17 protein-coding genes are annotated in these 15,157 nt (G+C 57.5%); 13 read left to right on the forward strand and 4 right to left on the reverse strand.

What is annotated here, in order from left to right; all coding sequences use genetic code 11:
* The first annotated feature begins 2 nt into the window (after positions 1 to 2).
* The 8 genes from GRO01_RS07400 to GRO01_RS07435 are packed head-to-tail and all read left to right on the forward strand — an operon-like array spanning position 3 to position 9,137.
* A complete protein-coding gene (locus GRO01_RS07400) occupies positions 3 to 1,928 on the forward strand; it encodes a glycoside hydrolase family 66 protein (protein ID WP_062509909.1) in 1,926 nt (641 codons plus the stop codon).
* Positions 1,915 to 3,354: a packaged DNA stabilization protein gene (locus GRO01_RS07405; protein WP_062509908.1), complete on the forward strand. Its 1,440-nt coding sequence runs from the start codon at positions 1,915 to 1,917 to the stop codon at positions 3,352 to 3,354. The genes GRO01_RS07400 and GRO01_RS07405 overlap by 14 nt, the downstream gene beginning before the upstream one ends.
* Positions 3,351 to 3,890, forward strand: a complete 540-nt coding sequence (locus tag GRO01_RS07410) for a hypothetical protein (RefSeq protein WP_062509906.1) — start codon at positions 3,351 to 3,353, stop codon at positions 3,888 to 3,890. The genes GRO01_RS07405 and GRO01_RS07410 overlap by 4 nt, the downstream gene beginning before the upstream one ends.
* Positions 3,848 to 4,165, forward strand: coding sequence for a hypothetical protein (locus GRO01_RS07415; protein WP_141306905.1), 318 nt, complete (start codon positions 3,848 to 3,850; stop codon positions 4,163 to 4,165). The genes GRO01_RS07410 and GRO01_RS07415 overlap by 43 nt, the downstream gene beginning before the upstream one ends.
* Positions 4,162 to 4,593, forward strand: a complete 432-nt coding sequence (locus GRO01_RS07420) for a DUF2824 family protein (RefSeq protein ID WP_062509902.1) — start codon at positions 4,162 to 4,164, stop codon at positions 4,591 to 4,593. The genes GRO01_RS07415 and GRO01_RS07420 overlap by 4 nt, the downstream gene beginning before the upstream one ends.
* Positions 4,590 to 5,429, forward strand: a complete 840-nt coding sequence (locus GRO01_RS07425; protein ID WP_141306907.1) for a hypothetical protein — start codon at positions 4,590 to 4,592, stop codon at positions 5,427 to 5,429. Before GRO01_RS07420 ends, GRO01_RS07425 begins: the two co-directional genes overlap by 4 nt.
* A 1-nt stretch (position 5,430) precedes the next feature.
* Positions 5,431 to 6,957, forward strand: coding sequence for a hypothetical protein (locus tag GRO01_RS07430; RefSeq protein WP_062509898.1), 1,527 nt, complete (start codon positions 5,431 to 5,433; stop codon positions 6,955 to 6,957).
* Positions 6,957 to 9,137, forward strand: coding sequence for a lytic transglycosylase domain-containing protein (locus GRO01_RS07435; protein WP_062509896.1), 2,181 nt, complete (start codon positions 6,957 to 6,959; stop codon positions 9,135 to 9,137). The genes GRO01_RS07430 and GRO01_RS07435 overlap by 1 nt, the downstream gene beginning before the upstream one ends.
* 2 nt (positions 9,138 to 9,139) lie before the next feature.
* On the opposite strand, the gene GRO01_RS07440 is transcribed toward GRO01_RS07435, so the two are convergent.
* The gene (locus GRO01_RS07440) at positions 9,140 to 9,682 is read right to left on the reverse strand and encodes a hypothetical protein (protein WP_062509894.1); all 543 of its coding nucleotides are present in this window, start codon (positions 9,680 to 9,682) and stop codon (positions 9,140 to 9,142) included.
* 83 nt (positions 9,683 to 9,765) lie between these two features.
* Between GRO01_RS07440 and GRO01_RS07445 the strand changes: the two genes are divergently transcribed.
* On the forward strand, positions 9,766 to 9,987 hold the full coding sequence (locus tag GRO01_RS07445) for a hypothetical protein (RefSeq protein WP_062509892.1): 222 nt from the start codon (positions 9,766 to 9,768) through the stop codon (positions 9,985 to 9,987).
* Between the two features lie 381 nt (positions 9,988 to 10,368).
* Here GRO01_RS07445 and GRO01_RS07450 read toward each other — a convergent pair whose 3' ends face one another.
* Positions 10,369 to 10,734, reverse strand: coding sequence for a hypothetical protein (locus GRO01_RS07450; RefSeq protein ID WP_141306909.1), 366 nt, complete (start codon positions 10,732 to 10,734; stop codon positions 10,369 to 10,371).
* Between the two features lie 50 nt (positions 10,735 to 10,784).
* Positions 10,785 to 11,063, reverse strand: coding sequence for an Arc family DNA-binding protein (locus tag GRO01_RS13825; protein ID WP_083541382.1), 279 nt, complete (start codon positions 11,061 to 11,063; stop codon positions 10,785 to 10,787).
* Positions 11,064 to 11,354: 291 nt separating this feature from the next.
* Here GRO01_RS13825 and GRO01_RS07460 point away from each other — a divergent pair, with 291 nt between their 5' ends.
* Positions 11,355 to 12,149 (forward strand): phage antirepressor KilAC domain-containing protein, encoded by a 795-nt coding sequence (locus GRO01_RS07460; protein WP_141306911.1) that lies wholly within the window; start codon positions 11,355 to 11,357, stop codon positions 12,147 to 12,149.
* A complete protein-coding gene (locus GRO01_RS07465; protein WP_062509888.1) occupies positions 12,146 to 12,484 on the forward strand; it encodes a hypothetical protein in 339 nt (112 codons plus the stop codon). The genes GRO01_RS07460 and GRO01_RS07465 overlap by 4 nt, the downstream gene beginning before the upstream one ends.
* Before the next feature lie 29 nt (positions 12,485 to 12,513).
* Here the strand turns inward: GRO01_RS07465 and GRO01_RS07470 are convergent, their stop codons facing one another.
* A complete protein-coding gene (locus tag GRO01_RS07470) occupies positions 12,514 to 13,161 on the reverse strand; it encodes a hypothetical protein (RefSeq protein WP_197032604.1) in 648 nt (215 codons plus the stop codon).
* A 683-nt stretch (positions 13,162 to 13,844) separates the two neighbouring features.
* On the opposite strand from GRO01_RS07470, the gene GRO01_RS07475 reads away from it, so the two are divergent.
* Positions 13,845 to 14,159, forward strand: coding sequence for a hypothetical protein (locus GRO01_RS07475; RefSeq protein ID WP_062509884.1), 315 nt, complete (start codon positions 13,845 to 13,847; stop codon positions 14,157 to 14,159).
* Positions 14,156 to 15,157, forward strand: a 1,002-nt coding sequence (locus GRO01_RS07480) for a hypothetical protein (RefSeq protein ID WP_141306913.1), incomplete at its 3' end; no start/stop codon positions are given. The genes GRO01_RS07475 and GRO01_RS07480, both read left to right, overlap by 4 nt.

Here is a 15,157-nt window from a genome sequence, read left to right on the forward strand (position 1 = left end):
GCATGAAGAAACTCATTCTCGCGGCGCTGCTTCTGATCGCACCCTGCGCCCGTGCCATGCCGATACTGACCGGGGGCCTGATCCAGTCGATCAACTCTGATCGGGCAATCTATTCCCAGGGCGCCACAGCAACAGTCACAGTGACTTTGCACAACACTTTGCAGTCTTCGTTCTCGGGCAGGTTGACGGCGAATATTACGGGCCGGGGCAGCCAGATCGGCGCGCCTATAACCGTTGTGGTCAACTCGATCCCGGTGGGCGCGACGCAGACCGTTACCTTATCCATCCCCGTTCCCCAGAATGGCGACTACCGGGGGTATCTTGTCGATATCGCCGCAAGTGGATCGGCAGGCGTTGTTGACGAACAGACAACGGCTTTGGATGTTTCCCCAGACTGGACCACTTACCCGCGCCAGTGCTGGCTGACGGCGACATGGACCGGCTGGCCTTATCATTCTCCTCAGGTCACATCTTCGCCCGAGGCGAACGCGGCAGATTTCAACGCCTGGCACTGCAACAACTTGCAGTTCTTCAACATGATCTATCGCTGGCACCGGCCTTACGTTGACAGCATGGTGTATGTGAACGGGGACCAGTTGACTCAGGACCAGCGCCTTATCATGCGTAGCATCGGGGCGGCTCATAACCTCGGTATGGGAACGCTGGCTTATATCCCGATGTATTCAGTAAACTCCGATGCGGTGCAGCCGAACTTCCTGAATGATGGTTCAGGCGTTCAGCTTCAGTGGGGCATGTTCCTAAACTACACCTGCGGCGGCGCGTGCAAGCTGACTGACATGGCAAGCTTTGGCGGGGGTTCAGCCGCTACCTCAAGCATCGGCCTGATGGACCCGACAAACACGAATTGGCAGGCATATTGGGCCCAGCAGGTCAGCTTGTGGCTGAAGAAATATGGCTTTGATGGCGTCTTCATTGATACCTACGGAACGCAGCCGCAGCTTTATAACTTCCAGGGCCACGGGATCGACTATTCCCACATGCTGTCCGGCTTCACGAACATGGCGGTGTCCGCGCTGAACGCGCCTGTCGTTTTGAATGGCGCCGCTTCCTGGCTGGAGCAGGACCAGGCGACCAATTCACACGAAGCCTACCACTTCCGCGAGGTCTGGGATCATCCCGACGACATCACCTCCTACGATGGGTTCCATACGCTGTCGCGCAACGTCTGGAGCTGGGCCAATCGCAAGCCGCATAATGTTGGGCTTGATTGGGATATGGGCCTTGATAAGGCTCTGGGAAATCAGAGTCAGTGCCAGAGTGCTCCGCTCACCAAATGCACATTCGGGCTGCCGGGCGCGCTGTATCTGGAAGCCTCAATCATGGCGTCCGGCGCACATCATAACTGGCTGACGGACGGCGATCGCTTCATCTCCAATGACGACTACCCGTTCTGGATGACAGTCGGTACGACGCCCGCGTTCATCCAGGCCGAATACGACTACCAGACATTTGGCGTGGCTTATGAGAAGCTACTGCGCGACAACGTCTCGGACAGCACCAATACGCATTCAGCCGTCACCGGGGTTTCCAGCAACATCACGGCGACGGCCGGCAATGTCTGGCAGCTTGAGTTCCATCGCAGCGGCTTCGACATCCTGCATCTGATCAACTTCACAAGCATGAACGCGACCCAGATGGGAGACGTGCAGGATCCAAACGGGAACTATCCAGCGGCCGCAATGCAGAGCAACATCAACGTGAAGATGTATCGAACCGGGACAGGATCGATCGGCAATCTCTATGTCGCCAGTCCGGACATCAATCACGGCAAGCCGCAGCAGTTGAATTATACCTCGGGAAGCGATGCTGGGGGATGGTATATCTCGTTCACCGTCCCGACGCTAAAGTATTGGGATATGATCTGGCTGGAAAACGGTACGGGGAACAGCGACTATGCCTCGCCTTAACCTAACAGGCGGCTCATACCAGGCCCGAAGCACGGCTCTCGCAGCGCAGCGCTGTCTCAACCTCTATCCAGCGCCGCTCCCCTCGCAGGAAGGGGAACCGATCCAGTTTGCGCATTATCCTACGCCGGGCCTGGTGCCATTTACCCAGACGGAAACCGGCGCTGTTCGTTGCCTGTACCAGTCCACACAAGGCGACCTGATCGCAGCCGTAAACGCAGGTGTTTATGTCGTACATGCTACGGGAAACACCACGAAGATCGGCAGCATTGCGGGCGGCACGTCGCAAATACGGATGCAGGACAACGGCACCACGTTGTTTATCGTAGACGGAACGGCAAAAGGCGGATGGTATTGCAGTCTTCCTTCCAAGCCTCAGCAAGGGCTTTACGGGAGCCTGACCCAGATCGTGGATGCGGCCTTTTATGGTTCGCAAACGATCTCCATCCTCGATACGTTTTTCCTCTATACGAACCCAGAAACGACCAACTGGTATGTCGGGCCCGCACAGTTTATCGATGAGGCGACAACGCCCTTCGACAGCCTTTATGTGGCGAGTAAGACCAGCTATCCAGATACGATTGTTGGCGTTGATGTAGTCGGGCAGACCATTTGGTTATTCGGGTCACAGGAGACGGAACTCTGGTATACTTCCGGGGCAGCTGATTTCCCGTTCCAGCGCATCCCATCACTCACGATCAGCGCCGGATGTGTTGCGCCTTATTCGATCTGCTCCAACGGCGGGAGCGTTCTGTGGCTTGGATGCGACAACACTGGCTTGCCCCGCGTCTATATGGGACAGGGAACAGAAGCCAGTCCGGTCAGCACGTTCGCGATCGACCATGCCATTCAGGGATATGCTGATTGCGCGGACGCAATCGGGAATATCTACCAGCTGGAAGGCCATACGTTTTACGTTCTCACCTTTCCGACGACGGGCACAACGTGGGTCTATGACCTTTCCACGAGCCTGTGGCACGAGCGCAAGGGTCGAGATCCTGTCACCGGGTACGAGGTTCGCACACGCGCCAACGCATGGGCCAACGCTTACGGAAAAGTGTTTGCAGGGGATTTCGAGAGTGGCGCGATCTACGAGGTGTCGCTCGATGCGGATAACGAGAACGGTCGGCCAATCGAAAGACAGCGCTCTTTCCCTCACCTGATCGGCGACGGGTCTCGCATGATCCACCGCAAATTAATGCTCGACGCGCAGAACGGAAGCGGCATTGCGGTCTCGGTGGACTGGTCAGATGATCGAGGCAAAACATTCGGACCTCCGCGCCTTCTCACGCTTGGTTCGACCGACAATTTCTGGCCTACCCTGTGGCGCCTAGGCATGGCCCGCGACCGCGTTTATCGCCTGACGTGGATCGGCGGGACATTCTCCTTGATGGGTGCATTCATCGTTGCCGATCAGGTAACGTCATGACCGATATCTCGAAATCAAACTACTATATGCCGTTCCCGGCAGGTCCGGTCGTTGACAACAATCGCAACATGACGGTCACGTTCCAGCGCTTCATGCTGTCGCTCTTCAATCGCACGGGCAAAGAGCAGGGCGTTGATTCAGTTTACGATGAGCAGCAGACAGAAACTGCTATTGAAAAGGCGGCCCAGGCGGAATCAGACGCGCAGATAGCGCAAGAGACGGCCCAGACCGCACAAGAAACGGCCAGCGCCTCGCAGGCTGCTGCTTCAGCCGCCCAAGCTTCCGCCGCAGCAGCGCAAAGCACAGCCGATGCTGGGGTGGCAGCCGCCACTAAAGCGCAGGAAACTGCCGATGACGCTGTGGCAGACGCGCAATCTGCTTTGAAAGCAGCAGAGGACGTGCTAATCATGACGCTGCTCACGTCGAGCGCCCAAGCGGCAAAGACGGCACAATCTCTTGATGATGCGGCACTCATGGCCGCGCAAAGTCAGATATGGCCGTCACTTCTTCTGCAATCCAGCCAGGCATCAACCTGACCGCAACGTCCCAGACGGTCGCGACAGGATCTGGATCAAGCACGACAATCACAACCGCCGTTGTGGCGAACGGTACAGCGGCAGCCATCACCCTTGCGGTGAATGTGACGCGCAAGGCCGGTGGGATATTTCCGGTGATTGTCGGCCGATCCATCCCTGCCAATAGCAGCGCCATTCCACCGGAACTGGCGGCTTTTTCTCTGGCCGCTGGCGATACGCTCACTGCAACCGGTGACGGTCTGGCGATGATCCTGAACGGGTTTGTGGTGTCGTGATCTTCACCATTCCGGACATCCCAGGCGCACGCATCAACGACATCGACGCCATCAATTCCATCATCACGCAGCCCGCCATTTACGGAGAGCGCGGCCGGATCGCTGACGTGCAGGACCGGCTTGTTGTCACGTTGCCCGGGATCGTTGTCGGGTTCCGAACGGTTCAGTGCCGCGTTCATGAATGCCACCAAGCCGTTGTTCCCGAATTGCGCGGGAAAGCCGCGATTGCGGCCATGCGCAAGATCCGGGACTGGTGGTGGGAAACCCAGCCGTCCGACCTGATGATTGCCGCGATCCCGGATGACAAAAAGTCCGCCCGCTTCACCATGCATGCCCTTGGCTTTGAGCGCTGGGGCGAAATAGACGCGCGCTGCCCTGATGGGATTGTGCGCCATCACGTCACATATCGAATGGAGCGCCCGCAATGAGGTGGCACCCCGCGTCCGCAGCGGCTCAGGATTATATGCCGGGCGTTTGCTTTGATGACATGTTCGGAGTTGGACAGGGTGTTCAAGCCGCCACCACGGCTGCAACGACTGCCGCTCAGATGGCGATGGAAAAATCCGCCATGAACAAGGCGGCGAAAACTGGCTCAGGACAGGCACAGGCCCTTTCGGCATCTGGCGCGGCGGCTCAAGATTACCTGAACCCGTATGTTTCAGTTGGGAACAAGCTGATCGGCAGCATGTATGACAACGGGGCGTACAATTCGACCGACGACAGCTACATCAACAACGCCACCAACGCCCTGAACCAGACGACGCTCGAGCAGACGCCCGGATATGCATGGAATCTGTCACAGGGCGAGCAGGCCGCGACGAACAGCGCAGCGGCTCGGGGTTTGGCAAACAGTGGCGCAGCTTTGAAAGGCGCGGAGACATACGCCAGCGGCCTCGCTGACAGCACGTATCAGAACCAGTTCAACGACCAGCTTTCTGCGAACAATGCTGCCCAGGGCAATCTGACCAATACGTTCAACCGGCAAAACTCTCTGCTCGGGACTGGAGCCAACGCGGCATCGGCCAGCGCGGGCAATGCTACGAACACGGCCAGCCTCTCGGCACAGGCTGCGCTCGCTGGCGTGGGGGCCAACATGGCGGGAACAACATCGATGGCAAATAGCCTGACCAACGGCCTGACCAGTCTAGGCAATCAGGCGTCAGGTTATGGCAGCAATTACGCTGCATACAACGCCCTGCTCAATGGAGCGGGCACATCTTCGGCCAACTCTCAGTATTCCAAGTACTTTGGGGAGAGTGCTTGATATGGCAGGCCTATTCGACACGGGCGCCAATGCGCTTCTCGGCATCGGCCAGGGCACGGTTCAGCCCCAGACCAATCAGCTCCAGAACATTGCAGCCGCACAGGCTGTTCGGAACCAGGCGCTGGAATACCAGAACGCGCTTCTGGGACAGAAGGCCAAGCTTGCTCAAGGGAATGCCCTGCTCGGCGCCACTGATGCATCTGGCCGCGTGGATTACGCGAAGGCGCGGGCCACGATGGCGCGCGACCCTGATGCCGCCTATGGAGCAGCGGCAGCGCTTCATGAGCAGAATGCATCCCGACATGATGATGTCCTCAATCAGGACGAGCAGCTTTCCTTTCAGGAACATGCTCGTAATGCGGCGGCTGGCGCATTCATTCGTGCGGCTGAAAATCCGACAGATGCCAATATCCGCGGCACGGGCGCATTCATTGCGCGGCTGACCCCAGGTGCCCGTGACCAGATTGAGACGGCGACAAGGGGGCTGCTCTCACTGCCAACGGCTGCCCAACGTTCGGAGGCGATCAAAACGCTGGCAACATCTACCCTTCCCGGCCATGAGCAGATTTCGCAGACTTTCGGTACGCCCACGAGCGTGGACGATGGCCAGACGATCCAGACCGGAACGCAGGCGTCCGGCATGGATGGGGGTGCGTTTACGCCCGCAACAGGCGTGCAGCGTCAGACCTCGCCGGAGTTCAACGCGGCGCCCACCGAAATCATCAATCCTGATGGGTCGCGCAGTTACGTCAGGCGTGAGCAGGTGGTCGGCGGAGCGCAGGGGCGCCCGACCGTCCCGCCCGAGGTCATGGGGTCCGGGCGGTATCCGACGGCCCAGCCTGCAAATCCGGGGTATCAGGCCGCGCCGGCAGCGGGACAGGTAGAATCTCAGCGTGCTGCTGCCGAGGTTGCTGGCCATGCAGCCGGTGACCAGTTCGGACAGGCCGGGCAACTCTCAGCAGGATTTGGCGATCGGATGTACCGCTCCCAGAAGGCTCTCCAGCTTCTTCAGGAGATTTCGCCAGCCTCTGGAAAGCCCGCAGAACTGCACAACCGGATCGTGAACGTCGCCGTCTCCCTCGGCATGACAACGCCATCCGACAAGGCGGCAGCGTATGATGAGGCCAACAAATACCTGACCCAGCTTGCGGCCAGCCAGCCGGGGGCCGCGCATAGCGATGCCCAGTTGGCTACGGCATTGGCAGGCAACCCATCGACGCACATCAATAATCTCGCGGCGCAGGATGCTTTGCGGGCGAATATCGCACTGGATCGGCGCGCCAACGCCGCCTATCTGGCCTTCCACCAGCAGTACCCCGGCACAGCTGCGCAGGTACATGCCAACGAATGGCCCGCGTTCCAGAACGACTACACGACCAAGAAAGATGCCCGTGCGTTTATGTTCGACATCATGACGCCTGAGCAGCGCGCGCGCCTTTGGTCGAGCATGGACGGTAAGCAGCGGCAGGCGTTCCGGTCTGAACTCCGGGGCGCCATGGCAACCGGCCTGGTGCAGGCACCGAACTGATGGCCGACCTCGACCGCCATTATGAGGGTGCGGGCCAGTATTGGGGCGTTGATCCCGAAGTTCTGCGCGCCGTGCACCAGGTGGAAGATCCGACGGATGATCCCAACGCCCGGTCTCGTGCCGGGGCAGTCGGGCACATGCAGTTCATGCCCGAGACGGCGCGCAGCCTCGGCATTGATCCGACCGACCCGGTGCAGTCGATCTATGGCGCGGCCCGGCTCATGCGCGAAAATCTGGACCGGTACGGCAATCTCCCGGACGCGCTCCGGGCTTACAATGCCGGGACCGACCGGGCGCATTGGAACAACGACGAGACCAAAGCCTATGTTGGCCGGGTGGCGGCGGCCTATCACAAGCCGGAGACGCAGACCGTGGCCAAGAAGCCCGCAGACGCACAGACTGATGATGCCGCCTTGGACAAGATGTGGGGCCTGAGTGGCGAGCCCGCGAAGACGGCCCCTGCCCCCGCACAGTCTGGCCCGAGTGATGAAGAGTTGGACCGGATGTGGGGTCTGTCGGCGCCGAAGGTCTCGCAGACCCCGGCTCCGATGAGTGCACCGGCCGACACGACCCCAGCCTATGAGAAGCAGAGCTGGGAGCGGAATGCGCTTAAGGGAGCAGCGCGCGGAGGGTGGGACGTTGTTGATAGCGGCCTTGATGGTGCCAACTGGCTCCTGGGAAAAGCTGGCGTCCATGCCCTCCAAGGCGCGGTTGACCATGAGGATGCCGCCCGTAAGCAGTACGATCAGGACTATGGCGGAAGTCTCTCAGCCAAGCTGGGCAGGATCGGCGGAAATCTGGCTGTATCAGCAATTCCGGTTGGCGGGGCTGAACTACAAGCAGCTCGTCTGGGCGCTCGTGCTCTTGGAGCGCTTGGGGCGGGCGAGAAGGTCTCACAGGTCGGAGGCGCGCTCTTGGGAATGGCTGGCGGTGGCGCGGCGGCCAATGCTGCGACGGACAGCGAAACAGGCCAGCCCATCGGGCAGGCATTGCGCGACGGAGCAATCGGCGGCGTGTTGACGGGCGGGGCGTTGTCGTTGGCCAAGCCGATCACGCGCGGTGCCGTTGAAGCGTTCACAGGCGGGGCAGTCTCACCGGAACGGGCGGCTCTGGCGCGGCGGGCGGAAGAACTGGGGATCGACCTCAAGGCGCCACAGATCAGCACCAGCCGGAACATGGCTTATCTGTCAGACGTGGCGAATGGCGGCATCGTATCACCGGAGCAGCGCAGCCAGTTCACGCGCGCCGTCTCGCGCACCTTCGGGCAGGACAGCGACCGTCTAACGCCAGACGTGATCGATGATGCACACAATGCGCTTGGGAACCGCTTCGACCATGTGGCGGCCAACACGATCATCAAGGCTGACAACCAGTTCGGGAGCGACCTTGGCGCCATTGCTGATGAAGCGCGGCAGGTGTTGCCCGAGCAGGAAGTCACACCGATCGTCAACCAGATCAACAACATCATGAGCAAAGCGGCGACCGGAGAGATCAGCGGGCCACAATATCAGGCGCTCACCCGGCAAGGCGCGCCCCTCGCCCGTGCCATGCGGTCCAACAACCCGAACGTCGCTTATTATGCCGGGCGCGTCCGAGATGCGTTCGATGATGCGATGGAGCGCTCTCTGACCGCAGGCGGGCGCACGGATCTTCTGGGCGAACTGAAGGACGCGCGCCGCCAGTACAAGAACCTGAAGACGATCGAACCTCTCGCTATGAAGGCAGACGAGAGCGGAGCAATCAGCCCGGCCCTCCTCCAGGGCGCAGTCAACAAGTCCTTCAAGAGCCGTGCACGGCGTGGCGCCGGTGATCTGGGGGACCTGGCCGATATTGGGCAGGCTTTCCTGAAAGCGCCGCCGAACTCTGGCACAGCCCCCAGGCTTGGAGCGGAAATCGCATTGAGTGCAATCCCTGCTGCCATTACGGGGCATGAACTGGGCGCGGCTGCTGGCGTGCTTGGGGCAATGGCAGGGCGAGGCGTGGCGAAGGAAGCGGCCCGCACCTATCTGAACAGCAATGCGCTCAAGAACAGCCTTCTTCGCCGGAGCGAGGTGTCACCGGGCACGCCTCGAAATGCGTTGCTTGGCGGCTTGGTGAATGCGGCAAAAGCCGGAGCGCCTTACGCTGCAGCGGTGCCGACCGGGGACCAGATCGTCCGGAACTGGCTTCTGGGCCAATAGCCTCATTCCAGAAAGGACACGTCCTGTTTCTTGCGCCGATCCAGCCAGTTATTGAAGGCGTTGAGGCCATGGAACAGGGCGAGGAAGCCCCAGACGAGGATCAGCCCAACCCACACAACCGCCCAGTCATGGGGCGGGTTCATGAATGGCCCCGAGAAAAGAAACACCGTCATCAGCAGTCCCCACCCGCACCCGTAAGGCAGCGCGCACCACCACGAGATCGGCGGCCGTGTCCGATTGCGCGCCCAGATGCGCCGTGTGCCGCGAATGATGCGTGGGAAGAACAGAGCGCATGCAACGATCAGGAGTGTGCTGAAGATGCGGTGGTTTCGGACCGCATAGAACTGGTCAGCCGGGACGTGATCGGTCCAGTCGAAGCAAAGCCGGAAGAACCATATGACCCAGAAAAGGATGAAACCGCCGGTCAGGTAAGTGGCGATTGAGCGCTCAGCGTGTTTGTCGGTGCCTGGCTCCGCGTTGAGCAGTAGCAGCCAGTTGACCGCGAAGAGGCCGATAATCGCCGCAGCGATCCAGAAGAAGATCATGGCAGCAATTATCTCAGTTTACTGCGCTTTGAGCAACGTTTTTCGCTTGTACTGACGCGCGGAACAAAACTAGAATCGAAAGCATGGATAATGAAAAACGCGCTTATCACTTACATGCTGAGATCGATGCTGACACCTTGAAGGTGGCAGATTTCATCGCTGCAAATGTGCCACCTAACAAGGTTCATGCTGTAGCCAAGTGGGTTGCCGAATTGGCACCTATGATCTGGCCCACGCCTGAAAAGAATGCGCAGGCGCTGGCCCCACGTCAGACGCCGATTGATATTATCAGGTTCATTCCCTGATTAGGGGTGGTCGTGAACGTGCCGTGCCTGCGCGACAAGTTGCCATCCGTACGGCCGATACGTATTGACTAATAGGTTGTGCGTTGGGTGATGCTCAGTGCTATCCGGCGGCAGCATATGGCCTTGCGCAATAGCAATCTCATGTCCGCACGCTGTACAGCGATAAATTCCCGCTTTTGGTGCGGGAGTACTCACTCCATACGTTAAATCGAACTGTCTTCCATCCAAAGAATTTAGCTGAATAAAATCTTTGCAGTCTTTGTAGTAAGGCACTTTGTATACCTTTCGATTAATTTCAAAGACAGCAGACAGTATTCATTGGATTCGAGTCAAACTCATCCCCCGCCCTCCTCGGCAGTGCGGAGTCGGGTCAATGATCCATTACAAAGAGTTTGGATCCTTTACTATTTCAAGCCAAGTACCTAACGCAGAATCCGCAATTCTCTTATTTGGATTCATTCGACAATATGCTTTTGCTCTCAAATATAACTGGCTCATATCAGTAAGCTTTCCGTTTACGCAATTCCCTCCCATAAGTCTGCAAGCATTCTCATAGCCTGTATATGCTCCAGCTACCCATGCCTCTGCTGTGAAATCCCTTTGTCTCTGGTCATTTTCAATCCACTCTTCGCACAGCATCATTCCTGCGCCATATACTCCAAGTTCTGCATTGGGATTTATTTTGGAATAGGCTCTATTTGAGAAAAATAGTGCACAAAATAAGAAGATAACTGAATATTTTCTCATGTTCGTTTCCTTGGAATGTAACACATAATTTCATTCCAAGAGGATTCGGGTCAACTACTAGAACTGCTGAGTTTATTCAAAAGCGCCAAGACAGCTCTCCGTTCATCCTGACTCATGCTCCGGAAAGACTGAACTAAAGCTCGCTCGCCATCTGTCAGATGGGAGCTGCTCTCAAGAGCATGCGCCATTTTTGATAAATAAAGGCTCTCTTCTAGTCTCTGCGAAATCTCTGCATTCATGGAACGCCCAGATCCTTGGGCGGCGCTCTCAAGGCGGGATTTTAGTTCATCCGTCACTCGGACGTGGATCATTGGGTCGCCTCTAGCCATATCGGATTTTTATATCACGGTGCTATTGACCGCAATCGTATCACGGTGATACCGGTATATGAGTAACACGGTGATAGGAGCTATGAGCAGAAACTATCCTCAAATTCACATCCGCCTAGAGCCAAGCGTCATGGAATTTCTTCGACGCTGCGCAAGGCATCAGGAGCGCACAGTTGGTGCGCACATCTCATTTTTGCTTCGGCGAGAAATGGACAAAGAAGAGACGGAAGAGGCACAGCCTGGCAGCACGCCCTCTTCCGTCTCCGAGTGAACCAGTGAAGGAACACGAAAGTGACGAATAACACACAAGCCCTCGCGATTTCCAGCGCTCTCTCGAATGGCGCTCCTACTATGTCTTCTCGTGAGGTCGCTGACATCTGCGGGGCACGCCACAACGATGTTGTCGCTACGATTGAGCGCCTCTTTGAAAACGGGGTTTTACGGGAAAGTCGTAAAACTACCCGGACCTATCGGCCCGAGAAAGGTGGACGCCCAACAGAGGTCTATGACCTAACCAAGCGCGATACGCTGGTTGTTGTTTCTGGATATAATGATGAGGTTCGCGCCAAGATTATCGACCGCTGGATGGAACTGGAAGATCGCGCCACGGTGGCGCAAACCCCCGCCGTCCCCACCTCCTTCCGCGAAGCCCTGCTTCTTGCCGCCGATCAACAGGAGAAAATCGAGGCGCAGGAAAAGGCTCTTGCAGTTGTCACCCCAAAAGCCGCCGCCCTCGACCGCATCAGCACGGCGGACGGTTCATACGGCCTGACGGAAGCGGCCAAGATCCTCCAGATCAAGCCCAAGGCGCTGATTGCGTTCATGGCCACGTCACAGTGGATCTATCGCCGCAACGGAACAAAGAACTGGCTTGCTTATCAGGGCAAGATTGATGCCGGGTATCTCTGGCACAAGATCGGCACCTATACAGACGGCAATGGCGAGGAAAAGACCCGCGACACGGTGAAGGTCCTGCCGAAAGGTCTGGCAAAGTTGGCCCAGATCGTGCCGGGAGCGAAGATTGATCCGGACCTGATGGAAATGGAGGCGTCCCCTTTCACCAAGAAGCCGGAGCCGGTGTCATGAGCTACGTGCCGCTGGCAACGGCAGAGCGTCAGGAGCAGGCCGTGAGGATGTGCGAGCCGCTCATCACGTCAGACGCCATGCTGATCAACGAGATGAACCGTTGGACGGCTCTGCGTTACAATGGGGTCCCGGCAGACCAGGCGGCTGCGGATCTTTGGTATGAGATTGAGGACTATCAGCCGAAAACGGAGGACGCCCGAGCCGCCAAAACTGAGTTCCTTCGGCAGTTCCCTTACGTTGCCCTCAAGCGGAGCAAAGGGCGCGGTGTGTTTGACGAATGCGCAGATGCTTTCGAGCGCCGGAATGAGCGCGTAGGAGCGAAGCTCTGCGCCTGACTACGGAGCCGCCCTTTGGGGCGGCTTTTTTAAGCCTCTACTTCTGTCTTCTCGCGCAAGGAAGCAACTGACAGCTCGTCTGCCTCACGCTCTCTATGAACTCTGAAGGTTCCAATTATACATTCCGGACGCCTCACAGCAATTTGTGTATGCGTCAGTGCATAGAAGCCGGCGCCAGGATAGGCTGGGGAGCCTTCGACAAATAAGCCTCTCACAGTGTCGTAAGGATCTACCATTTCCCCCATTTCTTCCATTGCCTCGCATAGATAATTGATAACTGCGCAATCGAGGTAGCGCTGTAATTTATCGCCAGACGGAAATTTTTGCGGATCTTTGTTTGCGGGGAGTTCGCTACCTGAACGCGAAAATGTCGCCTTAAGGCCTGCGTAAGCTTCAGACAGTTCCTGGATACATTCTTGCTCGGTTAGGTCGAGACAATTTCCTAAATCAATAATGGCACCGACAACAAAAGCTTCTGTGCAACTTCCTCGCGAGACCTTGCTGTCGGCCCACATCCAAGCTCTTCCAGGGTCACTTTCCCAAAAATACGCTCCGTGGCCAAGCCAATCATAGTCTTCTTCACTATGCCGAACCGGCGCGCCTCGAAGGATTTTTTCACCGACTTCGGCGTCGCACCCATGGTACCCTAAGACAAATGAAGTGCGGCGCCGACTCATGTAAATATGTAACCCTACTAATCTGATTTAGATGCGGCACTCAGTATGTCGAAGACGATCATTTCGTTTCTTTGGCTCTGGGCCGCCATATGCTGGAGACAGATCACCGTTCGGCGTAAGGTATCCTGCGCGAATGAGCGCGGCTCGGGCCGATTTTCGATCTTGGTTATCGCGAGCCACTTTTGCGTTAACTGCTTCGCGAACGCGGAGGCGTCTAACAAAAGTCATTTAAGGTCGCTCCTAATCTCTAAAAGCGCAGCCGGGATATGAAAGCTGCGCTTCACAGATCTTATCTTTTTTCCAGATCTTTTCTCTGTGCGTAAGGTCTTTTTCTGTGGAAAAAACAAAAACACCTGTGGATTCTTTCATTTAAAGAAAATTTCTTTTGTGAATAACGTTAATAAGAAGGATAAAATGATTTAAAATCTGTTTTCTCTTGGGGATAAAACGTAAAAACACCATTTTCTGCAATCACTAATTCGTGATGTTTGTTTAGTAGTATTTCTATCCACAGGTTGGCAGCCAAATTTCTCCTCATTCACACATGTTAGGCACTCTTAACGTCTTGATCTGGGTGCGCTGCAAATCGCTTTATAGCGTTGCTTTCTAGGCTCGTTTTGTCCTAGAATCTCGTCACGGCATGCCTCGCGCTGGCGGCACAATTCGAACTCCGAATGCTGCCCATGCGCCGTCTATTGCTTGCCATCCCCTTGATTGTCGCCACGCCTGCACTCGCGCAGTCTCAGGCAGCCATGCCTGTCGAGCCCTTCACCGAAGGGCAGCGCGCAGGCATCCCCTCACGGCCGCTTGTCGTTCTGACGGTCTCGCAGGCCCTCCCCGTCGCCTCCCTCCCCGCTTCCTGCACGGATGGCCAGCTTGTTCTGGCGACTGATGGCCGCACGCCGATGCAGGACGCTGGCAAAGGCACCGGTGTCGTGGCGCGGTGCCTCAGCAAGGCGTGGCTCTCGACCGTCGATGGAAAGGCGGTGCAGTCATGAAGCGCCTTTCTGCTGCAATCCTGCTGGCATCCTGTGCCCCCGGGGGTATTGCGTCAGCCCGGCCACCTTCCACGATCATGGACACGAGCTTTTTCGGTGGCGGTCCTTGGCTGTCAAAGCAGGAACTGATCCATGGGCTGAACGGCCCCAACGGTGTGGCGGGCACAGATGCGAGCGGGAATGTGACGGCGCCTGTCAATACTCCGGGCGCGGATACCCCGACTGTTTCGCTGGGTGATCTTCTGGATACGGGACGATCCAACTTCCGGTCCATGATCGATGGGCAGTCCATCATGCAGGTTTCCGCTGCTCACCGACAGGCCAACCCGGCAGGTGAAGATCCATGGACTGACCCCGATGGTATTGTCATCGGCGGCTTGGCGGCCGGCCGCGGTTCCCATGTCGTCATGACCTGTCAGGATGAAGGCGGGATGAATCTCGCTGCCTGTCTGAGCCTCTGGAACTCGACGGACACCTATACTGGTAACCGCCCTGGCCTGAGCCCGACCACAGGGGCGCAGATCGCATCCTATAACGCTTTCGATGCTGTCGTGGTCGATAATGGAACGAAAAGCACGACTCCGAAAGTTGTGGCAAGCGCAGCGTTTACCAGCGCGGACGGGGTAAAGCATTCCGTGTTTTTCGATAGCGGGAGCGTGTGGCTTTCTCCAGTTTTGTCCACCGCCGATCGTGCGAAACTCAAGCAGCATCAGACGATCATCAGCAACGTGTCTACGCCGGATTACGTCAACCGTCTCGACAGCTACGGCACCTATGCGGTCAACGGCTTTTCGGGAATGCTGAGCAACTGGAGCTTCAGTCTGCCATGCCCTTCGGCGTTTACCGGTGCGTCCGTGTGCGACCAACTGGACGTGGATACATGGGTCATTCCGGGTTCTGGCAATGCGGCCACGACCAATCCCCAGACCTATGCCACCACCGCGTCAAACCTCGACACCCACTATGATGCCGGTGCAACGAGCCCGGCCATCTATCTT

Origin of the sequence: Gluconobacter roseus NBRC 3990 (assembly GCF_006538885.1) — a bacterium.
Classification (GTDB): domain Bacteria; phylum Pseudomonadota; class Alphaproteobacteria; order Acetobacterales; family Acetobacteraceae; genus Gluconobacter; species Gluconobacter roseus.

Bases quoted from the DNA above. Each gene is read 5' to 3' on its own strand.
- GRO01_RS07400 (WP_062509909.1), top strand. From the start codon at position 3: ATGAAGAAACTCATTCTCGCGGCGCTGCTTCTGATCGCACCCTGCGCC.
- GRO01_RS07405 (WP_062509908.1), top strand. From the start codon at position 1,915: ATGCCTCGCCTTAACCTAACAGGCGGCTCATACCAGGCCCGAAGCACG.
- GRO01_RS07410 (WP_062509906.1), top strand. From the start codon at position 3,351: ATGACCGATATCTCGAAATCAAACTACTATATGCCGTTCCCGGCAGGT.
- GRO01_RS07415 (WP_141306905.1), top strand. From the start codon at position 3,848: ATGGCCGTCACTTCTTCTGCAATCCAGCCAGGCATCAACCTGACCGCA.
- GRO01_RS07425 (WP_141306907.1), top strand. From the start codon at position 4,590: ATGAGGTGGCACCCCGCGTCCGCAGCGGCTCAGGATTATATGCCGGGC.
- GRO01_RS07430 (WP_062509898.1), top strand. From the start codon at position 5,431: ATGGCAGGCCTATTCGACACGGGCGCCAATGCGCTTCTCGGCATCGGC.
- GRO01_RS07435 (WP_062509896.1), top strand. From the start codon at position 6,957: ATGGCCGACCTCGACCGCCATTATGAGGGTGCGGGCCAGTATTGGGGC.
- GRO01_RS07440 (WP_062509894.1), bottom strand. From the start codon at position 9,682: ATGATCTTCTTCTGGATCGCTGCGGCGATTATCGGCCTCTTCGCGGTC.
- GRO01_RS07445 (WP_062509892.1), top strand. From the start codon at position 9,766: ATGGATAATGAAAAACGCGCTTATCACTTACATGCTGAGATCGATGCT.
- GRO01_RS07450 (WP_141306909.1), bottom strand. From the start codon at position 10,734: ATGAGAAAATATTCAGTTATCTTCTTATTTTGTGCACTATTTTTCTCA.
- GRO01_RS13825 (WP_083541382.1), bottom strand. From the start codon at position 11,063: ATGGCTAGAGGCGACCCAATGATCCACGTCCGAGTGACGGATGAACTA.
- GRO01_RS07465 (WP_062509888.1), top strand. From the start codon at position 12,146: ATGAGCTACGTGCCGCTGGCAACGGCAGAGCGTCAGGAGCAGGCCGTG.
- GRO01_RS07470 (WP_197032604.1), bottom strand. From the start codon at position 13,161: ATGAGTCGGCGCCGCACTTCATTTGTCTTAGGGTACCATGGGTGCGAC.
- GRO01_RS07475 (WP_062509884.1), top strand. From the start codon at position 13,845: ATGCGCCGTCTATTGCTTGCCATCCCCTTGATTGTCGCCACGCCTGCA.